The sequence below is a fragment of the Saccharothrix australiensis genome (assembly GCF_003634935.1).
Lineage (GTDB): Bacteria > Actinomycetota > Actinomycetes > Mycobacteriales > Pseudonocardiaceae > Actinosynnema > Actinosynnema australiense.
In genome coordinates, this window is sequence record NZ_RBXO01000001.1 from 983,272 (window position 1) to 1,002,431 (window position 19,160).

At 69.1% G+C, this 19,160-nt stretch carries 23 protein-coding genes, 1 tRNA gene and 2 pseudogenes; 17 read left to right on the forward strand and 9 right to left on the reverse strand.

The annotated features are described in order from the left end of the window. Nucleotides 1-221 precede the first annotated feature (221 nt). Nucleotides 222-722 carry a MogA/MoaB family molybdenum cofactor biosynthesis protein gene (locus C8E97_RS04810; RefSeq protein WP_015098113.1) on the forward strand — a complete coding sequence of 167 codons (501 nt, stop codon included), beginning with the start codon at nt 222-224 and terminating at the stop codon, nt 720-722. After that, a complete protein-coding gene (locus tag C8E97_RS34280; protein WP_170211618.1) occupies nt 719-889 on the forward strand; it encodes a hypothetical protein in 171 nt (56 codons plus the stop codon). Before C8E97_RS04810 ends, C8E97_RS34280 begins: the two co-directional genes overlap by 4 nt. Before the next feature lie 288 nt (nt 890-1,177). On the opposite strand, the gene mscL is transcribed toward C8E97_RS34280, so the two are convergent. After that, nucleotides 1,178-1,585, reverse strand: coding sequence for a large-conductance mechanosensitive channel protein MscL (gene mscL / locus C8E97_RS04815; RefSeq protein WP_121010790.1), 408 nt, complete (start codon nt 1,583-1,585; stop codon nt 1,178-1,180). A gap of 202 nt (nt 1,586-1,787) precedes the next feature. On the opposite strand from mscL, the pseudogene C8E97_RS35790 reads away from it, so the two are divergent. After that, a pseudogene (locus tag C8E97_RS35790) lies at nt 1,788-2,114 on the forward strand (IS5/IS1182 family transposase); the annotation flags it as partial. A gap of 18 nt (nt 2,115-2,132) precedes the next feature. Here the strand turns inward: C8E97_RS35790 and C8E97_RS35165 are convergent. The 4 genes and pseudogenes from C8E97_RS35165 to C8E97_RS04840 form a co-directional block, all read right to left on the reverse strand. Further along, nucleotides 2,133-2,785, reverse strand: a pseudogene (locus C8E97_RS35165) (transposase); the annotation flags it as partial. A gap of 265 nt (nt 2,786-3,050) precedes the next feature. After that, on the reverse strand, nt 3,051-3,557 hold the full coding sequence (locus tag C8E97_RS04830; RefSeq protein WP_121002014.1) for an SAF domain-containing protein: 507 nt from the start codon (nt 3,555-3,557) through the stop codon (nt 3,051-3,053). Between the two features lie 81 nt (nt 3,558-3,638). Beyond that, the gene (locus tag C8E97_RS04835) at nt 3,639-3,938 is read right to left on the reverse strand and encodes an FmdB family zinc ribbon protein (RefSeq protein ID WP_121002016.1); all 300 of its coding nucleotides are present in this window, start codon (nt 3,936-3,938) and stop codon (nt 3,639-3,641) included. Between the two features lie 102 nt (nt 3,939-4,040). Next, nucleotides 4,041-4,607 carry a 5-formyltetrahydrofolate cyclo-ligase gene (locus C8E97_RS04840; protein ID WP_121002018.1) on the reverse strand — a complete coding sequence of 189 codons (567 nt, stop codon included), beginning with the start codon at nt 4,605-4,607 and terminating at the stop codon, nt 4,041-4,043. A 38-nt stretch (nt 4,608-4,645) separates the two neighbouring features. Here C8E97_RS04840 and C8E97_RS04845 point away from each other — a divergent pair, with 38 nt between their 5' ends. The 5 genes from C8E97_RS04845 (at nt 4,646) to C8E97_RS04865 (ending at nt 8,455) form a co-directional block, all read left to right on the forward strand. Further along, complete coding sequence (locus C8E97_RS04845; RefSeq protein ID WP_121002020.1) at nt 4,646-5,527, forward strand: UTP--glucose-1-phosphate uridylyltransferase; 882 nt, start codon at nt 4,646-4,648, stop codon at nt 5,525-5,527. A gap of 14 nt (nt 5,528-5,541) precedes the next feature. Further along, nucleotides 5,542-6,765: a molybdotransferase-like divisome protein Glp gene (gene glp, locus C8E97_RS04850; protein WP_121002022.1), complete on the forward strand. Its 1,224-nt coding sequence runs from the start codon at nt 5,542-5,544 to the stop codon at nt 6,763-6,765. Nucleotides 6,766-6,819: 54 nt separating this feature from the next. Next, complete coding sequence (locus C8E97_RS04855; RefSeq protein WP_121002024.1) at nt 6,820-7,482, forward strand: GNAT family N-acetyltransferase; 663 nt, start codon at nt 6,820-6,822, stop codon at nt 7,480-7,482. Between the two features lie 158 nt (nt 7,483-7,640). Then, nucleotides 7,641-8,309, forward strand: a complete 669-nt coding sequence (gene sepX / locus C8E97_RS04860) for a divisome protein SepX/GlpR (RefSeq protein ID WP_121002026.1) — start codon at nt 7,641-7,643, stop codon at nt 8,307-8,309. A 73-nt stretch (nt 8,310-8,382) separates the two neighbouring features. Beyond that, nucleotides 8,383-8,455, forward strand: a tRNA-Ala gene (locus C8E97_RS04865). 11 nt (nt 8,456-8,466) lie between these two features. Here C8E97_RS04865 and C8E97_RS04870 read toward each other — a convergent pair. After that, nucleotides 8,467-9,012: a recombinase zinc ribbon domain-containing protein gene (locus C8E97_RS04870; RefSeq protein ID WP_147454998.1), complete on the reverse strand. Its 546-nt coding sequence runs from the start codon at nt 9,010-9,012 to the stop codon at nt 8,467-8,469. Nucleotides 9,013-9,040: 28 nt separating this feature from the next. Here C8E97_RS04870 and C8E97_RS36760 point away from each other — a divergent pair, with 28 nt between their 5' ends. Genes C8E97_RS36760 through C8E97_RS04885 form a run of 3 tightly spaced genes read left to right on the forward strand, consistent with a single transcriptional unit; the run spans nt 9,041 to nt 11,143 of the window. Further along, complete coding sequence (locus C8E97_RS36760; protein WP_425470658.1) at nt 9,041-9,547, forward strand: DUF6545 domain-containing protein; 507 nt, start codon at nt 9,041-9,043, stop codon at nt 9,545-9,547. A 30-nt stretch (nt 9,548-9,577) separates the two neighbouring features. After that, nucleotides 9,578-10,225 carry a hypothetical protein gene (locus C8E97_RS04880; protein ID WP_121002033.1) on the forward strand — a complete coding sequence of 216 codons (648 nt, stop codon included), beginning with the start codon at nt 9,578-9,580 and terminating at the stop codon, nt 10,223-10,225. A gap of 12 nt (nt 10,226-10,237) precedes the next feature. Further along, a complete protein-coding gene (locus C8E97_RS04885) occupies nt 10,238-11,143 on the forward strand; it encodes a 1-aminocyclopropane-1-carboxylate deaminase/D-cysteine desulfhydrase (protein ID WP_121002035.1) in 906 nt (301 codons plus the stop codon). Here the strand turns inward: C8E97_RS04885 and C8E97_RS04890 are convergent, their stop codons facing one another. Then, nucleotides 11,144-12,154: a hypothetical protein gene (locus tag C8E97_RS04890; RefSeq protein WP_121002037.1), complete on the reverse strand. Its 1,011-nt coding sequence runs from the start codon at nt 12,152-12,154 to the stop codon at nt 11,144-11,146. A 506-nt stretch (nt 12,155-12,660) separates the two neighbouring features. Here C8E97_RS04890 and C8E97_RS04895 point away from each other — a divergent pair. The 5 genes from C8E97_RS04895 (at nt 12,661) to C8E97_RS04915 (ending at nt 15,320) form a co-directional block, all read left to right on the forward strand. Beyond that, complete coding sequence (locus tag C8E97_RS04895) at nt 12,661-12,996, forward strand: HC3 family zinc finger protein (RefSeq protein WP_246018676.1); 336 nt, start codon at nt 12,661-12,663, stop codon at nt 12,994-12,996. A 167-nt stretch (nt 12,997-13,163) separates the two neighbouring features. Continuing rightward, nucleotides 13,164-13,988: a hypothetical protein gene (locus C8E97_RS04900; RefSeq protein ID WP_121002039.1), complete on the forward strand. Its 825-nt coding sequence runs from the start codon at nt 13,164-13,166 to the stop codon at nt 13,986-13,988. Between the two features lie 59 nt (nt 13,989-14,047). Next, nucleotides 14,048-14,302 carry a transcriptional regulator gene (locus C8E97_RS04905; protein ID WP_121010796.1) on the forward strand — a complete coding sequence of 85 codons (255 nt, stop codon included), beginning with the start codon at nt 14,048-14,050 and terminating at the stop codon, nt 14,300-14,302. Between the two features lie 113 nt (nt 14,303-14,415). Further along, on the forward strand, nt 14,416-14,994 hold the full coding sequence (locus C8E97_RS04910) for a bifunctional DNA primase/polymerase (protein ID WP_121002041.1): 579 nt from the start codon (nt 14,416-14,418) through the stop codon (nt 14,992-14,994). Beyond that, the gene (locus tag C8E97_RS04915; protein WP_121002043.1) at nt 14,991-15,320 is read left to right on the forward strand and encodes a hypothetical protein; all 330 of its coding nucleotides are present in this window, start codon (nt 14,991-14,993) and stop codon (nt 15,318-15,320) included. The genes C8E97_RS04910 and C8E97_RS04915 overlap by 4 nt, the downstream gene beginning before the upstream one ends. A gap of 506 nt (nt 15,321-15,826) precedes the next feature. Here C8E97_RS04915 and C8E97_RS04920 read toward each other — a convergent pair. After that, nucleotides 15,827-16,300, reverse strand: coding sequence for a GNAT family N-acetyltransferase (locus tag C8E97_RS04920; RefSeq protein WP_246018678.1), 474 nt, complete (start codon nt 16,298-16,300; stop codon nt 15,827-15,829). Nucleotides 16,301-16,439: 139 nt separating this feature from the next. Between C8E97_RS04920 and C8E97_RS04925 the strand changes: the two genes are divergently transcribed. Next, complete coding sequence (locus tag C8E97_RS04925; RefSeq protein WP_121010799.1) at nt 16,440-17,084, forward strand: phosphatase PAP2 family protein; 645 nt, start codon at nt 16,440-16,442, stop codon at nt 17,082-17,084. Nucleotides 17,085-17,148: 64 nt separating this feature from the next. Here C8E97_RS04925 and C8E97_RS04930 read toward each other — a convergent pair whose 3' ends face one another. Then, a complete protein-coding gene (locus C8E97_RS04930) occupies nt 17,149-19,014 on the reverse strand; it encodes a tachylectin-related carbohydrate-binding protein (RefSeq protein ID WP_121002047.1) in 1,866 nt (621 codons plus the stop codon). Nucleotides 19,015-19,160 lie beyond the last annotated feature (146 nt).

Below are 19,160 nucleotides of genomic sequence, written 5' to 3' on the forward strand. Positions count from 1 at the left end.
CCGCGGTCCGTCGCGGTTGCCGCGCCGTTCGTGCGGTTGTGGTGAGCCGACCAGGCGGTCGGTGACGGCGAGCACCCCGCCGCGGGCGGTGGCGTGGGATGGTGGGGTGCGCGGGCGAACCCGCGCGCCGCTGACGGGAAAAGCGGAGGTGGGACGTGGTCGGTGGGGGCAGCGTGACGTCACAGGACCGTCAGGTTCGCCGATTGGCTACGGTGATCCGCATGGAACGCAGCGCTCAGCGCCTCGGACGCGCCCTCGTCGTGATCGTGGACGACCGGGTGGCGCACGGTGAGCACGACGACAGCACGGGACCGCTGGTCACCGAACTGCTGGAGGAAGCCGGATTCATCGTCGACGGCACCGTCGCGGTGGAGGGTGAGGTCGTGGGCATCCGCGCCGCGCTCAACACCGCCGTCATCGGTGGCGTGGACCTCGTGGTCACCGTCGGTGGCACGGGCGTGTCGCCTCGCGACGTCACGCCGGACGCCACGCAGGGCGTGCTGGACCGCCCCATCGCGGGCATCGCCGAGGCACTGCGAGCCTCGGGCCTGGCCGCGGGCGCGGTCGACGCGGGCATCTCGCGCGGTCTCGTCGGCGTGTCGGGCAGCACCCTCGTGGTGAACCTGGCCGGCTCGCGGTCGGCGGTGCGGGACGGCATGGCCACGCTGTCGGCACTGGTGCCGTACGTCATCGAACAGCTGTCCGGGCTCGACGAAGCATGAACGAGCCCGTTGACGACGCCGCTGCCGCCGCCGCACAGGAGGCGGCGCGGCGTCGTCGGCTGGCCGAGGTGTTCGGCGAGGTCCTGCCGGAGGCCGACGACGAACCGACGGCCGCCCACCGCGACGACCAGTGGTACCTGGAGAACCGCCCACCGCACCACGAGTGAGTCGGCCGGCCGGGGCGGGTTCGACCGGGCGCTGTCGTGACCGGACCGGCCGAGGTGGATTCGACCAGGCGCTGCCGTGAGCAGGCCGCAGCGGGCGGTGCAGCCATCAGCAGGCGCGATCGGCAGCGCGGGCCGAGGTCTGTTCGGCCGGCGGTCACGGCCCGGCCTCGGCCCCGTCGTGAGGTCGTGGTGGCGGGTTGATCGGGCCCGCTCCCGAGCGGGGCGGCCGGAACCGCGTGCACCCGACTCGGTGAAACCGGCGTGGCGGACCGGGTGGGCGTGGACCGGTCAGGGGCGGCTGTCGGATCGGCGTTGCCGGTCGGCGAGCAGGTCGCGGATCTCCTTGAGCAGCTCGACATCCGTCGGCTCGGACGGGCCGGGCTCCTGGCCCTTCTCGCGCCGTTCCTTGATCTTGTTCATGGGCAGCACGAAGATGAAGTAGACGACGGCCGCCACGATCACGAAGTTGATGACCGCCGTGATGATCGCGCCGAAGTCCACGATGGTCTTGTCGGTGTCACCGAGCTTGACCGCGAGGCCGTTGACGTTGCTGCCACCGAACAACGCGACGATCGGGTTGATCAGGTGGTTCGTGAACGCGGTCACGATCGCGCTGAACGCCGCACCGATGACGACCGCCACCGCGAGGTCGATGACGTTGCCGCGCATCAGGAAGTCCTTGAAGCCCTTGATCACAGCCGGTTCCTCCGTTCGGGGGGACATTGAGGGATCAACGGAGGGTAACGGGTGAGGTGGCGTCTTGTGACGTCGTGACTGGTGGTCTCCCCTTTCCGGGTTAAGTGGCCAGCTCAGGATGAGTCGGCATGCCGACTTTGCCTGCGGCGCGGGATCTTCCATGATCACGGCGTGCGCGAGGAGGCCCTGACCGACGAGCTGTGGACTCGGCTGGAATCGGCCGCCCACCGCCCTGTTCGGCGCCTCGGCGCGACGTGTTGGCGGCGGTTGACCCCACCTGCGCGCACTCAAGGGGGGATCACACCGGGCCGTGCCTGGTCGACCGACGCAAACCCGGCCCCGGCACTCCTGATCACCGACGCCACCGGGATTCCGCTCGCCGTCACGTTGACCGGCGGCCACCGCAACGACGTCACCCCGCTGATCGACGCGGTCCCGCCGATCCGAGGCGTGGCCGGGCAAGCCGCGTCGGCTCTGCGGCCACAGCGGCTACGACCACGACAAGTACCGCCGCCTGGTCCGCGCGCGGTCGGGGCGGTGCAGACCGTTTGAGGGCCTTGGCGATGGCGTCCCAGTGCCGGCGGCCGGCGTAGCGGAAGCTGGTGCGCAGCAGGTGCACGATGCAGGTCTGCACGATCGCGCGCGGCCGGACCATGGTGACCCCGTCGGGCAGCCCGGCCGATCCGTCGCAGACGAGCATGAGCACGTCGGCGACGCCGCGGTTGCGCAGCTCGGTCAGGACGTGCAGCCGGTACCTGGCGCCCTCGCCGCCGTCACCGGCCCGAGGATGTCGCGATGGCCCTCGGTAGTCGCGGCCATCGCCATGTGGATCGGCCGGTTGGCCACCTGCCCGTCGCGGTTCCCGACATGGATGGCGTCGATGAAGACCACCGGGTCGAGAGGTCGGTTCCGCCATTCGATCATGCCCTCGACCACCTTGTCAGTGATCGTGGAGATCGTCTGACGGGACACCTCCGCGCCGTGGACCTCGGCCGGGTGCGCGGAGATCCCACCTTCCAGGGCGGACTCCAGCAGCCGCCTGGTCAGCTGCTGGAGCACCCCGCCCTCACCGGTCAACTTCAGCCCGCCGGCGCGGGCCCGGCCGACCAGCTGGTCGACCAGCTGCTCATCCAGGCCGTTCAGGGCGGTCCCGGACCGGGTGTCCTCGGCGTTCTCCACGCCGGACACCATCTCGGTCATCAGGTGCGCATCCTTGATCAGGAGTTGCACAACTCGTTTTACAGTCGTACGGGCTGGACAGCCGCTGTCGACTGGGCCGCTGTCGACTGGCCGCTGTCGAACGGGCCGCTGTCGACTGGTGGGGATGCGCGGGTTGGGCGACTCCTCATCTCGGGGGTCTCGGTGGTGCGGTGGGGACCGGGGGCGATGTGGGAGAGGTGCGGGGCGGCTCGCGCGCGTCCTCTCCGCGCTCAGCCCTCTACCGCCAAGCGACAGGTCGCCGCACCTAGCGCAGCGTCAGGGCCACGGGATGGGTAAGGGACTCCGCCGCGACCCTGGTCGCCGCCTCGTGGCTCGTCGACAGCAGCACCACCTCGGCGTCGCGGACCGCCACCACCGAGGCGTCGTCGGCCAGCACCTGCCGATCGGGGCCCACCACGTCGACCTGGCTGCCCGTGCGCAGCAGCGCGCCCACCGCAGGGTCGGCCAGGCGCACCGCCACCGAGGCCGTGTCCGCCTCCGCCGGGAGCAGGCGGGTGTCGGTCAGGGGTTCGCCCGACCTCGCCGCCGCTCTCAGCGCCCGACCCTCCGCCGCCTCACGGCTGATGGCCCCGGCTGGGGATAACCCTGGTGGGGCCTCGATGGTCTTGAGGTCTTCCGGTGCCAGCGGGACGCCGGCCGGCAGGTCGCGCGCCGCCACCGCCAGCTCCACGCCCGCCGGGGCCGGCCAGGCCGCCACCAGGGCGGCCAGCAGGGCCAACACCGCTGCCAGGATCTTTCGCGTCAGGTTCATGGCGCTGACGGTAGGGATCTTGGGTGGGGGTGGCCAGGGAGGGTTTCCGGGCTGTGGACAGGTTGGCGGGCTGTGGATAAGTCAGGACGCGGCCGCGGCCGGAGCCGACGAGGTGTCGCTCTTCTTCGCCGTCGACGACGTCTCGCTCTTGGTCGACGTGGACGAGGACTTCGACTCGGAGGACTTCGACTCCGAGGACGACGACGAGCGGTTGTCGGTGCGGTAGAAGCCGCTGCCCTTGAACACCACGCCGACGGCCCCGTAGAGCTTGCGCAGCTTGCCCTTGCACTCCGGGCACTCGGTCAACGCCGAATCGGAGAAGGACTGCACCGCTTCGAACCGGTGGTCGCACTCGGTGCAGGCGTACTGGTAGGTCGGCACGGTTCGCCCTTCCGCGGGTCCTGGTTGGCACTCCGGCATCGCGAGTGCCAACAACGATGATGCGCCGGCCGGCATACGTCACGCAAACAACACAGGTCAACGTCACAGAGGAAGGTGGACGACGCCCGCCCTCGGCGTCAGGACGGCGTTCACCCGCACGTCGTGCGCCTCGGCCGGCAACGACGGCACGAACTCGTCGTCGCGCACCACGGCCACCAGCGGGCACGTGGCCAGCGGCAGCGAGCGGTCGTAGTGGCCGCCGCCCTGGCCCAGCCGCACGCCCCGGTGGTCCACCGCCAACGCCGGCACCAGCACCAACGCCGCCGACGCGACGGCCGCCGACCCCAGCGGCGCACCCGCCGGCTCGCGGAGGCCGTGCGGTCCCGCCCGCAGCGAGCCGTCGTAGACCGCCCAATCGAGTGGCGCGTCGGCGACCGTGATCGGCAACAGCACCCGGTACCCCGCCGAGCGCAGCGCGTCCACCATCGCCCGCGACCCCGGCTCACCACCGATCGGCAGGTAAGCGCACACCGTCTCACCAGGCACGACGTCGAACGCGGCCACGGCCGCCAACACCTCGGACGACAACGGCGCGGGTGCCGCCCCGCGCCGCGCGGCACGCAACCGTGCGCGCAGCGTCGTCTTCCGGTTACGTTGATCGGACGTCATGGCAGGTAACCCTATGCGCGCCGTTACGCTCGCTTCCCATGAGCGCCTTCCAGACAGCAATCGTGCCCGCGGCCGGACTGGGCACGCGCTTCCTCCCCACCACCAAAGCGGTGCCCAAGGAGCTGCTGCCGGTGGTCGACACGCCGGGCATCGAACTGGTCGCGGCGGAAGCCGCCCAGGCAGGCGCGACCCGTCTGGTGATCGTCACCTCGCCCGGCAAGGACGCGGTCGCCGAGTACTTCCGACCGCAGCCCGAGCTGGAGCGGACGCTGGAGGAGCGCGGCAAGGCCGGGCTGGTCGAGAAGGTCCGACGGGCACCCGGCCTGCTGAAGGTGGAGACCGCGCTCCAGGACAAGGCCCTCGGCCTCGGCCACGCGGTCGGGTGCGCGGAGGGCAACCTCGACGGTGACGACGAGGCCGTGGCCGTGCTGCTGCCCGACGACCTCGTGCTGCCCACGGGCGTGCTGGAGCGGATGGCGGCCGTGCGCGAGCGGTTCGGCGGCAGCGTGCTGTGCGCGTTCGACATCCCCAAGGAGCAGATCTCGGCGTACGGCGTGTTCGACGTCCGCGAGACCGATGACGACGACGTCAAGAAGGTCGTCGGCATGGTCGAGAAGCCCAAGCCGGAGGACGCGCCGTCCACGTTCGCGGCGGCCGGCCGCTACCTGCTCGACCGGGCGATCTTCGACGCCCTCAAGCGCATCACGCCCGGCGCGGGGGGCGAGCTCCAGCTCACCGACGCCATCGCGCTGCTCATCAACGAGGGGCACCCGGTGCACGTCGTCGTCCACCGGGGTGGGCGACACGACTTGGGCAATCCGGGTGGATTCCTCAAAGCTGCGGTTGACTTCGCACTCGAGCACCCGGACTACGGGCCCGAGCTGGGGGAGTGGTTGCGGGAACGCCTCGGCAACTCCTGAACGAGGGTCGGCACATGAGGTCAGTGGATGAGCAGCTCGCCAGGGTGATCGCCGCCGCCGTGCGGCCCGCCCCGGTGCGCGTGGCGATCTCCGAGTCGCAGGGCCTGCTCTGCGCCGAGGAGGTCGTCGCGGAACGCGCGTTGCCCGGTTTCGACCAGGCGGCGGTGGACGGCTACGCGGTGCGCAGCGTGGACGTCCAGGCCGCCGGCGAGGAACCGGTGCAGCTCCCGGTGGTCGGCGAGATCCCGGCGGGGTCGCGCCAGCCCAGACGGTTGCAGCCCGGCCAGGCGGTCCGGGTCGCGACCGGCGCGCCGCTGCCCACCCTGGCCGACGCCGTGGTCCCGGTCGGGTACACCGACGGGCACGCGGCGAAGGTGACCGTGCAGCGCCCCGTGCCGTCCGCCGCCTTCGTGCGGCGGACGGGCGAGGACGTGCAGACCGGCGACGTGGCGGTGCGCCGCGGCGCGACCATCGGCCCGGCCCAGGTGGGCCTGCTCGCCGCCGTCGGGCGGAACAAGGTGCTCGTCCACCCCCGGCCCAGGGTGTCGGTGATCTCGATCGGCGAGGAGCTGGTCGACGTCGACCGCACACCGGGCCAGGGCCAGGTGTACGACGTGAACTCGTACGCCCTGGCCGCCGCCGCGCGGGACGCGGGCGCGGAGGTCAGCCGGGTCGGCATCCAGCCCGCCGACCCGCGCCGGATGCGCGAGGTCGTCGAGGGCCGGCTGCTGCTGTCCGAGATCGTGGTCATCGCGGGCGGTGTCGGCGGGGTGGTCGGCGAGGAGGTGCGCGCCGCGCTGGCCGACCTCGGTGACGTGGACCCCACGCGGGTCGCCATGCACCCCGGTTCCGTGCAGGGCTTCGGCCGCCTCGGCCCGGACGCCGTGCCGACGTTCCTGCTGCCCGCCAACCCGATGAGCGCGCTGGTCGTGTTCGAGGTGCTGGTGCGCCCGCTGATCCGGGCCGCGCTGGGCAAGCGCAACCCGTACCGGCGGGTGGTCGGCGCGCGGCTGCTGTCGCCGGTGACCTCGACCAAGGGGCGGCGCGGCTACTTGCGCGGCCAGCTGCTGCGCGACGCGGACAACGGGGAGTACCTGGTGCAACCGCTGGGTACCTCCGGTGCGCACCTGCTGGCCTCCCTGGCCGAGGCGAACTGCCTGATCGTGGTGGACGAGGACGTGACGGACGTCGCCGTCGGCGCGGAAGTGATGGTCAGCTTCCTCGCCCAGAAGAGCTGACCGGCGCGGGCGCGGCCCGCGCGGGTGACCGGACGACAACGGCAGAGGGGACGGATGACCTCGGGTCTGGCGTGGGAGGGCGGTAGACATCCCGGCTGGCCCGTGCGGCTCGGTCCGCTGCGGGTGGACGCGGGCGTGGTCGCGCTGCGCCCGCCGAAGCTGTTCGACGCGTCCACCTGGTCCCGCATCCGGCTCCGCGACCAGGCCCACCTGGAGGACTGGGAGCCCACCGCGACCGACGGCTGGCACGAGCGCAACTCCGCGATGTCGTGGCCCGCGCAGTGGTCGTCGCTGAAGTCGCTCGCGCGGCGCGGGCAGGCGCTGCCGTTCGTGATCACCGTGGACGGCGACCTGGCCGGGCAGATCACCGTGGGCAACATCGTCCGCGGGTCCCTGCGGTCCGCCTGGGTCGGCTACTGGGTCGCCGCGGACCGGGCCGGGGGCGGTGTCGCCACCGCGGCGCTCGCGCTGGTCGTGGACCACTGCTTCGGGGAGGCCGGGCTGCACCGGCTGGAGGCCACCGTGCGACCGGAGAACGCGGCCAGCCTGCGCGTCCTCGCCAAGGCCGGCTTCCGCGAGGAGGGGCTGTTCCTGCGCTACCTCGACGTGGCGGGCGACTGGCGCGACCACCTGTGCTTCGCGATGACCGCCGAGGAGGCGTCACCCGAGGGGCTGGTACGCCGATTGGTCGCCCGCGGTTACGCCCGAACTGCCTGATCGCAGGGCTGACCGGCTTATTCGGATCACCCGAAAGTGGGTGATAGACCACACTTCGGTACGTACGCCGGTCGGCGTGCCTCCGACACAGGTGTGACTGTTGTGACTAGCGTGGCGTACGCAGTTCGCGTACCACGGGGCAGGGGGAGGTGACGGGGATGCCGAGTTCGCTGATCGTCGTGGGGCTGGTGGTGGCCTGGTTGGTCGTCCTCGTCCCGATGGTCGCGCGCAAGCGGGCCGACGCGCGGAGCAGCATGGAGGAGGAGTACGACGCCATGCCTGATGCCGAGTTCGACGAGTACGAGGACTTCGCGGACCAGGTCGACGACTTCGAGGACGAGCTCGCCCACCGGCCGTACCGGCCGGGGCGCGGCGGCTACGACCCGGAGACGGCCGCGATCGTCGCGCAGGCGAAGTACGCGTTCCGCCGTCGCGTCGTCGGTTCCCTGCTGCTGCTGGCGCTGGTCACCGGTGTGGTGGCCGGTGTGCTGTACCCGCTGGTGTGGTGGGGCCACGCGGCGGTCGACCTGGCCCTGGTGGGCTACCTCGGCTACCTGCGCCGCCAGGTGCGCATCGAGGAGGAGATCCGCGCGCGCAGGCTGGCGCGGCTCGCGCAGTCCCGCCGCCGGCCGGCGCGGGCCGCGGCGGACCGGCGCGAGGTCGAGGACGAGGTGCGCGACGAGGAGGCCGGCCTGGCGCCGCAGCCGCGCTTCCGGCACCACGTCCGGCCCGGCACGGTGGTGGTCGACCCGGACGACGAGGACCCGGTGTTCGTCGAGCTCGACGGGCCGGAGGCGCTGCCGTACCGGCGGGCCGTGGGCGAGTAGAGGGGGGTGGCAAAACCACCCCTCGACTACTGATATGCTTCCCACGCACGACGAGAGAACGACAACTGAACACGGGGCTGTAGCGCAGTTGGTAGCGCGACTCGTTCGCATCGAGTAGGTCAGGGGTTCGATTCCCCTCAGCTCCACCGAATGACTACTAGCACGAACACCCTTGGGGGCGGAGTCCGGTGAGCCGGGTTCCGCCCCTTCGGCTTGTGCGGTACCGGCGCGTTGGGTACGCGGAACCGGGGTCATGCGGCCGGGGCCAGTGATCTTGATCTTGACGACGAAGGTTTCCACGAGTGCCTTGCGTTGGTTGGGGTTGCCTGCGTGGAGCACTTCGGGTGGTCACGGTCTCGTGGCTGGACTCGTAGACCTGCTGGGCGGCGGTCACGGCGTCGTGCATGAGGTCGTGGTGGCTGCCGTAGAAGGTGGCCATCGCGCCGAGCGGCGCGGTGTCCACTTCGTCGGCGTTGAGGCGGTCCATGTCGCACTTGTCGGTGCCGTACTTGAGCGGGTTGTTGCACGTGTAGTAGCGGTAGGTCTTGGTCTTGCCGGTGGCGCGGGTGCCGATCATCGCCGCGCCGCACTTCGGGCAGGGCAGGTGGCCATGTAGTCCGAGCCGTTGGCCGCGTGGGTGGTGGTGCTTTTCGGTGATGATCGCGGGGTGCGCGTCCTTGGCGATGATGTCCCGGAAGTGCATCTCGCCGATGGAGACTCGGTTCTCCAGGATGGTCAGGACGCGTTTGAACACCCAGAGCGCGCCTGGGGCTGCGCCTGCTGGGCGTGGGAAGCCTGGCCAGCCTGCTCTACGCCCTGCTGCGGTTCCCCCGATCGGTGCCCGATGGGAAGCACGCCGAGCACACGCACGCCTGGCACCACTGTGGGAAGCGGTCACCGCGGTGGCCCCCGAACCCGTCTACGGCAACGGCAACCGCGGAACCGATGACCGACTCCGCGTCCGGATCACCGAGATCCGCGACGTCCTCATCGGCCCACTGCACTCCTACCTCGATCCCGCCCTCGTGCAACGCGTCACCCGACGAGCAGCCGAACTCGGCGAACCCGAACACCAGGCACAGGCCATCGGCGAAGCCGTCGCCGCCGCCGTCGAAGCCAAGCGCCGCGGCCTCCCACCCCTGGACCCTCGCCCGTCGTCATCGGCGGAGCACCCGACGACGAAGAAGTCGCCCAACTCGTGCGCATCTCCGCCGCCCTGGCCGGCTCTCCCGTCGTGACCACCGCCGTGAAGGAGTTCCAGCACCAGCATGACCACACCCCGTGACACCACCGCAGTCCCTGTCCGTCACCGCCTCGCCTGGCTCGCCACCGAGGTCTTCGCCCCGTGGGTGTGGGTGCTCGGGCTTCCCCTCGCCATCGCATGGCACGCGACCCGGCAACCACTCCCAGCACTGCTGTGGGGCCTGGTCGTGGGCATCACCGGATCGATCATCCCCATGCTCGTCATCGTGCGAGGCGCCCGTCGTGGCCGGTGGGACGGCCACCACGTCACCAACCGCGAAGGCCGGGTCGTCCCGTTCATCGCGTGCACCAGCTCGCTCGCGATCGGCGTTGCCGTCCTCGTGGTCGGGAACGCCCCTCACCAGATGCTGGCACTCGCCCTGGCGATGTTCGCCGCCCTGGTCACGTGCGTGGTCATCACCTTCGCCCTCCCCGTAGGAGGCACGCGCGGGTGGAAGATCTCACTGCACGCCGCAGTGGCCGCTGGCGCGTCCGTGATCCTGGTCGTTGCCTATGGACCCTGGCTTGCACTCTCGGCGCTCGCCGTCCTCCTCGTGGACTGGTCGAGGGTGGAACTCGGCGACCACACACGTGCACAGGTCATCTGGGGTTCCGTCGTGGGCGCTGTCGCAGGCGGCGCGGTCTATCTCTTGCTGCTGGACGCTCTGAACTGATGAAGTAGCGTAATGCAGAGGGATGATGGGCAACCGGAGCCGCTGGTGCGCGAAATCGGCGTGACCGCCCCGTCCCCTCTCGTGCAACTGCACGACGAGAGGTTGGACGGCCTCGGGATCAGCCTGCACCTCAAGCGGGACGATCTCATCCACCGCGATCTGCGCGGGAACAAGTGGCGCAAGCTGCGGCCAAACCTGGAAGCCGCCCGTCGACAAGGACATACCCGCCTGCTGACATTCGGTGGTGCGTTCTCCAACCACCTCGCCGCGACCGCTGCCGCAGGGCGCCTGTACGGGTTCGACACAGTAGGTGTCGTGCGCGGTGAAGAACACCGGCCGTTGAACGATGTTCTCACGGGCGTCGTGCGGCACGGTATGACGTTGACGTACCTTGATCGCGCCAGTTACCGACGCAAGGCCGATCCAAACGTCATCTCCGGACTCCGGAAGCGTTTCGGCGACTTCTACCTCATCCCCGAAGGTGGGAGCAATGCTTTGGCGGTCCAAGGCTGTACGGAGATCTCCCGCGAAATCGGTAGTGGGTTCGACATCATCTGTTGCCCTTGCGGGACCGGTGGTACGCTCGCAGGTATCGCAGCGGGACTGACACCTCATCAGCGCGCAATCGGGTTCTCGGTCCTGAAAGGTGGAGATTTTCTGGCAGGCGAGGTTCGACGCCTGCAATCCGAGGCTTTCGGGTTCATGCGAGGGAACTGGTCGGTAGAATCGGAGTTTCATTTTGGCGGGTTCGCCAAAAGGGCGGCTGCTCTCGACGACTTCATCGCGGACTTCCGACAGCGCCACTCGCTCGACCTGGACTGGGTCTACGTCGCCAAGATGATGTACGGGATCTTTTCGCTCGCGTGTCGAGGAAGTTTTCCGGACGGGAGTCGCCTGGTGGCAGTGGTGACGGGCTGATCAAAACTTCCCGGAGTAGGTGTTCTGGGCGGATCGTGATATATCGGAGCCGCACCACGTCAACTCCCAATCACCGTTGTTGATGGCGAAGTCTCGGCCGAAGCCAACCCACTTGCCGCACATCCTCCTGCCGCTGGGGTCCACGATCATCTGAAGTGTGCCGTGGTAAACCGCGCCACCGTAGTATCCTGTCGGTGAGGTTCGCTCTCTCCACGACCCGGAAACCACGGAGGCGGCGACGCTCAGGTCAAGTCGCAGCTCTGAACCTGTCGAATGCGGCAGGCTGTGCCCGGTAAGGCTCCGATCCTCCTGTTGGAGGACTACGTAGTGCTGCCCGACGAAGTTCTGGCCCCGACCACTGCTGGGGTACACGTAGCGGCTGTGCCAAATGCCGGTGTAGACTGCTTGGTTCCCGTGCAGGTCCCTCTTGAAGGAGCCCGAGGCTTCGTCGGTGGGCGCACCCAGGCCCGCCGTGGCCAATGTCAGGGCGGAACTGACCTTGAGGAGCAGCGCCCTTCGGGTCACCGGGCTGTTGCTGCTCTGAGCCCAGCCCCTTGCCATCTTGGCCATTTCTTCTACGTCAGTTTCCTCAAGTCGATCGATCAAAGTATCGATCGACTCCGACGACTGCATCTCCCTGGAGATGCGCGCCAGTTCCTTGCTTCTGCGGTAGGCGGCATCGGAATATCGGAAGTCTCCGCAGTCCCTCGTCAAATCGGCCACGCTGCACTCGTACAGCCGAGCCAACCGCGCCAGTACGTCGAGTGAAGGTGCGTAGCCGGTCGCCGAGGGCCACAACTCCCAATACGAAATGTTCTTCGCGGTCTTCGGGTCGTCCGGCCACTGAGCGTTCCACCGCTCAGCGGTGTCGCGCTGACTCCAGTCGTGAGCAACGCGCAACGCGACCCGCATGTTGAAGCCGTACTGGTCGGCAAAGATTTGAGCAATCTCGGCCCAAGTCTTCCCGTTGTTCCGCAGTTCGACGGACTGAAGGCGCTGCTCCTGGCGCACACTGCGGACTGCTCGCGGCATGACCCCTCCCGCACTCTGGCTGCTTGCGACGGTAACGCCCGGTCGGGCAGGTGCAGAACCTCCCCGTGCGACTGGGACGAAGTGTCCCACAAGATCATAGTTGTAAAGGGTTCTTCTTCACGTCAACATGCCCTTTTCTTGTTCCTGGGCATCCGATACCGGGCCGGCCGACTGCGCACCGCTTCGACTCAACAGTCAGGGGTCTCGATGTCGGATGCCTCCAAGGTACTTGCGTTGTGGCGCAACGGGAAGGTGGCGAGCCGCATGGAATTCTCGTGGGTTGTCATCAAAGCGTCGTCATCCTCAGTCAGCGCAGGAACGATCTCCAGGATCGCGAAGGCGCTGCGGGCAATGCCGATGGTGAAGTTCCCTACCGCCTATCGCCGGATGTGCGGGCCGAGTTGGCGAATGTGCGACCGACCGTGCGGATGTGCGGGTGGTAGCACGATGCGAATCGTCCCGCACGGCAGAACACGGTGGTCGCGGTGAGTCACTTGCGATGGACCGCGACACCGTTCCGTTGGTATCCACACGATGGAGTACGACATGCCATCCCCGCTGGACTGAAGGCAGGGGATTCGGGCATGACGTTGTGCGGTGAGGACGTCACGCTGCCGGCAGTGTGGCCGATTCTGCGCTGCGAGCCGGAGTGCTCGTTATGCGACAACGCTTGGCGTAGGGCCATCGGCGTGCAGACGCGTAACGAATTGCTGGCCCGCCGACCAGGCGAGCCGTCATCCCATCTCGGAGGCTGCGAGAACGACCTTCCTGTCTCCGGGCCGGAACCGCGGTCGAGCCGCTGCGAGCGCTCGGCATGTTGATGTCGCGCGGGGGCAAACAGGACCGTGATCGGAGAAAGACCGTGAAGGGCGAGAGATGAGCGCCAACCAGTTGGTGTCGGAACGTGATGACGCGGTGTTCGGTGATTTCTTGAAGTTGGTGGTCAGTGAGGCTTCGCCGAAGTTGGCCGCTGTGATCCAAGTGGACGATGGCGATCGAGCTGCGCGTATTGCCGGGATGGCTGCTGGATTTCGGCCACCGTACCGACGTGTTTACCGTGGACGACGGCGCGCATGTGCGCGGGTTGCGCGTCGAAGAGGTCTTTTCGATGTTCGCGCCAGGTCACGGCGAGGTCCGTCTGGTCTGGGTGGAGCCGCGCACCTCCGACTCGGCGCAGTCCAAGCCTGATGGCCGGGAGGTTCCGCTATTCGCCGAGGGCGACCATCTCGATCCCACCCGGCCACTTGGGCCGCAGATCCTGCACCGACGGCGTGACGACCCTGTCCGTCTACAGGGCATGGCGTCCTTGAAGAAGGAGGCGGACGCTGGTGCCGGCATCGGCGAGCTGGCCAGGCGACACAGGCTGCATTCGAGCGTCGTCTCGCGCATGTTGAAGGCGGCGGAAGCGGAACTCGACCCGACCCGGCCCATCGGCCCTCAGATCATCCACCTGCCGTTGCAGCATCCGGTTCGTGTCGAAGGAGAAGCGATCGTCGCCAAGGAGTACCTCGCCGGTGTGAATCCGTCGGCGGTCGCGTCCCGCTTCGCCATGTCACCGTACATGGTCCGCAGAGCTGTCGAACGTTTCCTCGGGAACAACCTCCTGCCCGAGCTTCCGATAGGCCCCCAAATCCGTACCCGTCGCTTGGACGACCCGGTGAGATTGCGCGGCGAGGCCACTGTCGCGCACCAGTTCGTCAATGGCATCGACCGTCGGGAGCTGTGCCGTCGTCACAAGATTTCACAGCCGACACTACATCGCTACCTGGTGCGGGCAGGTGTGCTCAACCCTGGGAAACAGGGCAGTGGTTGAGCTTTGGGGTACGCAGGTGCCAAGTCGACGCTGCCGTCTGTCAGTGCCGAGGGGTGACGATGTCGTACACGGTCAGGCTGCGGGTGGAGGCGTTCGGGAAGGCCGTGTTGCTGGCGGGTTTCGCCTCCGACTACGCGCTTGCTGCCGCGATGGGTTTGAACCGTTCCACGGTGAAGAGGGTTCGGGACGGGGAGTTGCGTCCGGGGCCGGCGTTCATCGGTGGCGCGCTCAAGGCCCTCGCGCCGTTGGAGTTCGGCGACCTGTTCGAGATCGTCGCCGATCCGGCATCCCGGCGTCCAGGGCGCATCGCGTGAATCGGGCCGCACCATGTGACCCCGTTCCGCGTGGCGGTTTACGCGGAAGGAATCTCCGCCAGGGTCACCGGACCCTGTGCGGTTGTTCGTAGACGAGTTCGAGAGGTGAGGTAATGCCAGGCACGGAGACGGACTGTCTGCCGGTCGATGAGAACCTGCGCGCCGCGCTGGACTATGCGGCGATGGGCTGGCCGGTGATCCCCGGAGCCGCCTGGGACGGGGGACGGTTCGTGGACCCGGCCACCGGCCGGCCGGTCGATCAGGTCCGGCTGCACCCGGTGGCCGAGGCCACCACGGATGTGGACGTGGTGCGCCGGTGGTGGGGCGCGCCGGGTGGGCACGTCCCCGCGGTGCTGGTGGTGACCGGCCCGTCGGTCGGCGTGGTGTCCATCCGCGAGGACCAGGCCCGGACGATCGTCGGGCACGCCTGGTTCCGGAGCCGGCCGACACCGGTCGCGGTCGCGTCCGGCCTCCCGGTCGCCTTCTTCCTCGTCCGACCGCCCAACCCCCCGGACCTGACGCGTGACGACGTTCGGGTCTTCACCGAAGGTTCTGTGCTGCCGCTGCCACCGACCACCGTTGCCACGATCTCCACCAGCTGGCTGGTCTCGCCCGAAGAGTGCGGACGGGTGCTGCTGCCCGCCGCCGAGCTGGCGGAGCTGTTGACCAGCCTGGAGGGAACGACCTCATGACCCACTCCACCGAATCCGAGCCGTTGTGGGACGAGGCCGGCTTCACCGCGTTCCTGCACGGGCTGGCCACCGACGACGCTCCGCGCCTGTTCGCGGTGGCCGTGGAGTACGGCCACCGCCACGACGGCCACATCGCCGCTTACGGCATGGCTTTCCACGACCACGCCGAGGTCATCTCCACCACCGGCGACTTCCGGGCGAGTTTGCAAACACCCGAGATCGCCCTGACCTACTTCGAGGACGACGGCACCACCCCGAGGCTCGTGTGGTTGCCGGATGCTCCGGTGCAGGCTGCCACCGTGGTGGGCACGACCAGTAGTAGGTAGCGAGGTGAACGCGTGGGAGCGCCGGCCGGGGCGGGCGCTCCCACGCATGGCGGGGACATTCAACACCTGTGGGCAGCGAAGACGGAGGCCGTCAGGGCACCCTCTCTTGCTGCCTCAGCCTGCTCCACGGGGTCCAACGGTCCTGATCAGCAGTTCCGGCCCCTGAGCAGCCACAACAGAGTTCTCATGGGGTGTAGTCAGGTCCACTCGTCTCGGGGTGAGGTGTGTCGGCGGAAAGCGTCGACCATCTCGCCTCGTCGTGTTTTGTGGGGGTGCGACCCCCACGCCCCGCCCGGAGGGCTTCGCCCCCGGACCCCTGTGCCGTGGTCGCGTTGAGCGGTGGGTGCTTGAAGACGGGGCGGTGATCCTGCCCGGTCTCGTGGAGGTAGCGCTCGTTCTCCAGGATGGTCAGGATCGGATTGAACGTCCGCAGCGCGCCCCTGCGGGCGCGGGGCTCCCGGCCGGGCGGTGGTCGGCGATCCGCGAGGTGGAGCGACTGGCGTGGGCTAGTCGAGCCGCAGGATGGTTTCCTCGATTTCGGCGTTCCGGGCGGGTGCGTAGGAGATCTCGGTGCCGACGGTCGTGAAGCCCGCCTTCCGCAACACCCTGAGCGATCCGAGGTTGTCGCAGGCGGCACGGGCGTACAAGGGCCGCCGGACCTCGACCGTGTCGAGGAACAGGGCGAGTGCTCGGCCGGCGATTCCTTGCCCCCAGGCCGAACGGTCGATCCAGTAGGTGATCTCGGTGTCGCCCTCCACGACGAAGCTGCCGATGCTGCCGACGAGGCGTCCGTCACGGGTCACCGCACGCAGGTTGGTGTCATCGGAGGCCCTGACCTTCGCCATGCGGGTGTCGAACGCTGCTCGGTCGTCGGGGTCCTTGGTGGTGAAGGCGGCCATCTGGACCGATGCGGGGTCGCGCATCTGGTCGAACAGGGCGTCGAGGTCGGCATCCTCGACCGGCCGCAGTGCTACCTCCACCACTGATGTTCTCCTCACTCCGCCTGACCTCGCGGCGCAACGTATCAGTGGCATCCGACAATTCCGGCTTGGGTTGGTGACGAAGCTCACCTCGATAGCCGTGCGCCGTTTGTGGTCGGCGGGGAGTACCAGTACCAGCATGACCTCGCTTGATGACACGTCTGTTTCCCCGCGTCACCGCGTCGCCAGGCTGGCGACCGAGGTGTTGGCCCCGTGGGTGTGGGTCCTCGGCCTGCCGCTCGCGATCGGGTGGCACGCGACCGGGCAGCCGGTTCCCGCCTTGCTGTGGGGGTTGGTGGTCGGGGTCACCGGCTCGGTGATCCCCATGGTGGTGATCGTGCGAGGCGCGCGGCGGGGTCGGTGGGAGGGGCACCACGTCACCAATCGCGAAGGGCGGGTTGTGCCGTTCATCGCGTGCATCGGTTCGCTCGCGGTCGGTGTGGTGATCCTCGTGGTGGGGGACGCGCCTCGGCAGATGTTGGCGCTTGCCTTGGCGATGTTCGCCACGCTCGTCACGTGCGTCGCCATCACCTTCGCCCTGCCTGTCGGCGGTGCGCGGGGGTGGAAGATCTCGATGCACGCCGCCGTGGCGGCCGGTGCTTCGGTGATGCTGGTCATCGCCTATGGGCCGTGGTTGGCCTTGTCGGCGATCGCGGTGGTCCTGGTCGACTGGTCGAGGGTCGAGCTTGGCGACCACACGCGTGCGCAGGTCGTCTGGGGGTCCGTCGTGGGGGCGGCAGTGGGCGGCGGGTCGTACCTGTGGTTGGTCGACGTGCTGGGTTGAGGTCCTGAGGTCGCGTGCGCCGCGGGTCCCGGTCCTGCCACGACAGGACCGGGACCCGAGTCGGCTACCTGCGGGCGGTGGCGGCCTGGTAGTCGGCTGCCGTGCCGGGGTTGAGGTAGGACGTCAGGATGTCGCCCTGAGGGCCGCGCCAGGTGAAGATCGGGTTGCCGTCGGACAGCGTCAGACCGATCGGGTCGGTCGCGGTCTCCGCGTCGAACTTGACGTCCCACCCGCCGAACCCGCCGACCGGGACGAGCTGGCTCGCCTGGTACACCTTGTTGTCCGTGCCGCGTGCGGCCAACTCGACCATCCCGCCGCCGCGGAGCACGGCGGCCGGGGAGCCGGTCGTCGCCAGGGTGCCGACAGCGGTCCACGTGTTCGGGAACGCACCGGCCGATTCGCGCTGCGTGTGCACGACCCCGTTGGGCAGGCGCACGAACACCTGCAGGTCGTTGTTGTAGTGCGCCACGACCGCCGGCCTGCCGGTGGCTCCCGCGCCGACCGCCCGCCAAGCGCCGACCGAGTCGTCGGCCAACCGCGCTGCCCGCACCGAGTTGTCGGTGAACCGCGCGACGATGTCGATCGCGGCCCCGTTGCGCAGCACCGTGAAGTCGGACGTCAGGCCGCTCGTCGGCAGTTTGCGCCACGGGCCGAACTCGCCGTTCGCCGTGAGCTGCGCGCGCCGCCACAGCGCGCCCGCGCTGTCCACCGCATACAGGTTCAGCAGCTTGTTAGCGTCGGGCACCACGGCTACGTCGCCGGGCATCCACCCGTCGTGCGCGATCTCACCCGGCTGCCAGATGCCGTTGCGCACCGCCTGCGCCCGCCCGCGGAACGCCGCGTCGTCGTAGCTGTTCGCGACGGTGTGCAGCTTGCCGTCCTCGGACGCGCCCACACCGGGCGTGCCGGTGTACTTCTGGTGACCGACGAACGGTTGGTACGTGAGGGAGCTGTAGTCGTTGGGGTAGCGCTGCTTGGCGGCGGTGAGACCGCCGGCGGCGTTGACGTAGAAGAAGGTCACCAGCCCGTCGGAGCCCTGGATGGCCGAGTTCGGCGCGTCCAGGCGCGCCGCGACGGCCGGGCGCTGCGGCAGGGTGGCGCCGACGATGCGGCAGGCGTCGGACTTGCCCTCGATCTGCCAGTCGCCGTACCAGCCGTCGCCGATGTCCTTGCCCGCGTCGTGCGCCCACGTGCCGTTCCCGGTGTAGCGGTACCACTTCAGCAGGCGGGTACCGCCGTCGATGGCGTAGAAGACGCCGCCGCCCACCGAGGCGACGTCGGTGAACTTGTTCCAGCCGCCCCACCCGATCTGGCGGTCGTTCTCCAGCCACCGCTGGCTGGCCGCGTGGTAGACGTGCACGAACAGGTTGCCGTCGTGGCTGCGGGCGAAGATGGTGCCGTTGCCGGACGTCCAGATCATGTTGTAGCGGGCCGCCCAGCCGGTGGCCAGCGTCCGGTCCTGGTAGGACCAGGTGGAGCCGTTCTTGGTGTAGCGCCGCCAGTGCAGCGCGCCGTCCGGCGCGATGCCGTAGAAGTCGCCGAGCGAGTCCACCACGAGGGTGTCGCGGCTCCAGCCCGTCCAACCGGTGATGACGGTGTCGGAGACGCCGCCGTTCTCCCAGCCGCCGTTCCAGCGGAACCGGTTGAGCTGGCCCTCCGGGGTCAGCTCGTACACGACGCCGTCCGGGCCGCCGAGCGTGATGCCGTCCCAGGTGTGGCCGATGCCGACCTGCGTCTGCCAGTCGTGGGTGCCCACTTCCGGCTCGTTGTGCTGGTACAGCGTGAGGCTGGTGTCGGGCTTGCGGAGGTAGATCGCCGCGCTGGTGTCGCACTGGAGCGTTTCGGCCGCGGTCGCGGTCGAGGTGGTCGCGACCGAGAGCGTGGTCGCGGTGACGGCGGTGACCGCCGCCGTCCACAGGAGTCTTCTCATCTTTCCGCCGCCGTTCCGGTGAAGATCTGCCACATGGAGGTGTAGCCGGGGCAGGGGGTGTGGATCAGGCCCTGCGGCGAGGCGCCCCGATCGCCGTCCGCAGGTCTTCGGTCGCGCCGTCCGCGGGTCGCTGGTGACGCCGACCC

Bases quoted from the DNA above. Each gene is read 5' to 3' on its own strand.
- C8E97_RS04810 (WP_015098113.1), top strand. From the start codon at position 222: ATGGAACGCAGCGCTCAGCGCCTCGGACGCGCCCTCGTCGTGATCGTG.
- C8E97_RS04830 (WP_121002014.1), bottom strand. From the start codon at position 3,557: ATGAACCTGACGCGAAAGATCCTGGCAGCGGTGTTGGCCCTGCTGGCC.
- C8E97_RS04870 (WP_147454998.1), bottom strand. From the start codon at position 9,012: ATGCACTTCCGGGACATCATCGCCAAGGACGCGCACCCCGCGATCATC.
- C8E97_RS04840 (WP_121002018.1), bottom strand. From the start codon at position 4,607: ATGACGTCCGATCAACGTAACCGGAAGACGACGCTGCGCGCACGGTTG.
- C8E97_RS04910 (WP_121002041.1), top strand. From the start codon at position 14,416: ATGCCAGGCACGGAGACGGACTGTCTGCCGGTCGATGAGAACCTGCGC.
- C8E97_RS04845 (WP_121002020.1), top strand. From the start codon at position 4,646: ATGAGCGCCTTCCAGACAGCAATCGTGCCCGCGGCCGGACTGGGCACG.
- C8E97_RS36760 (WP_425470658.1), top strand. From the start codon at position 9,041: ATGGTCAGGACGCGTTTGAACACCCAGAGCGCGCCTGGGGCTGCGCCT.
- C8E97_RS04880 (WP_121002033.1), top strand. From the start codon at position 9,578: ATGACCACACCCCGTGACACCACCGCAGTCCCTGTCCGTCACCGCCTC.
- C8E97_RS04925 (WP_121010799.1), top strand. From the start codon at position 16,440: ATGACCTCGCTTGATGACACGTCTGTTTCCCCGCGTCACCGCGTCGCC.
- C8E97_RS04905 (WP_121010796.1), top strand. From the start codon at position 14,048: ATGTCGTACACGGTCAGGCTGCGGGTGGAGGCGTTCGGGAAGGCCGTG.
- glp (WP_121002022.1), top strand. From the start codon at position 5,542: ATGAGGTCAGTGGATGAGCAGCTCGCCAGGGTGATCGCCGCCGCCGTG.
- C8E97_RS04900 (WP_121002039.1), top strand. From the start codon at position 13,164: ATGGCGATCGAGCTGCGCGTATTGCCGGGATGGCTGCTGGATTTCGGC.
- C8E97_RS04930 (WP_121002047.1), bottom strand. From the start codon at position 19,014: ATGAGAAGACTCCTGTGGACGGCGGCGGTCACCGCCGTCACCGCGACC.
- C8E97_RS04915 (WP_121002043.1), top strand. From the start codon at position 14,991: ATGACCCACTCCACCGAATCCGAGCCGTTGTGGGACGAGGCCGGCTTC.
- C8E97_RS04855 (WP_121002024.1), top strand. From the start codon at position 6,820: ATGACCTCGGGTCTGGCGTGGGAGGGCGGTAGACATCCCGGCTGGCCC.
- C8E97_RS04885 (WP_121002035.1), top strand. From the start codon at position 10,238: ATGCAGAGGGATGATGGGCAACCGGAGCCGCTGGTGCGCGAAATCGGC.
- C8E97_RS34280 (WP_170211618.1), top strand. From the start codon at position 719: ATGAACGAGCCCGTTGACGACGCCGCTGCCGCCGCCGCACAGGAGGCG.
- sepX (WP_121002026.1), top strand. From the start codon at position 7,641: ATGCCGAGTTCGCTGATCGTCGTGGGGCTGGTGGTGGCCTGGTTGGTC.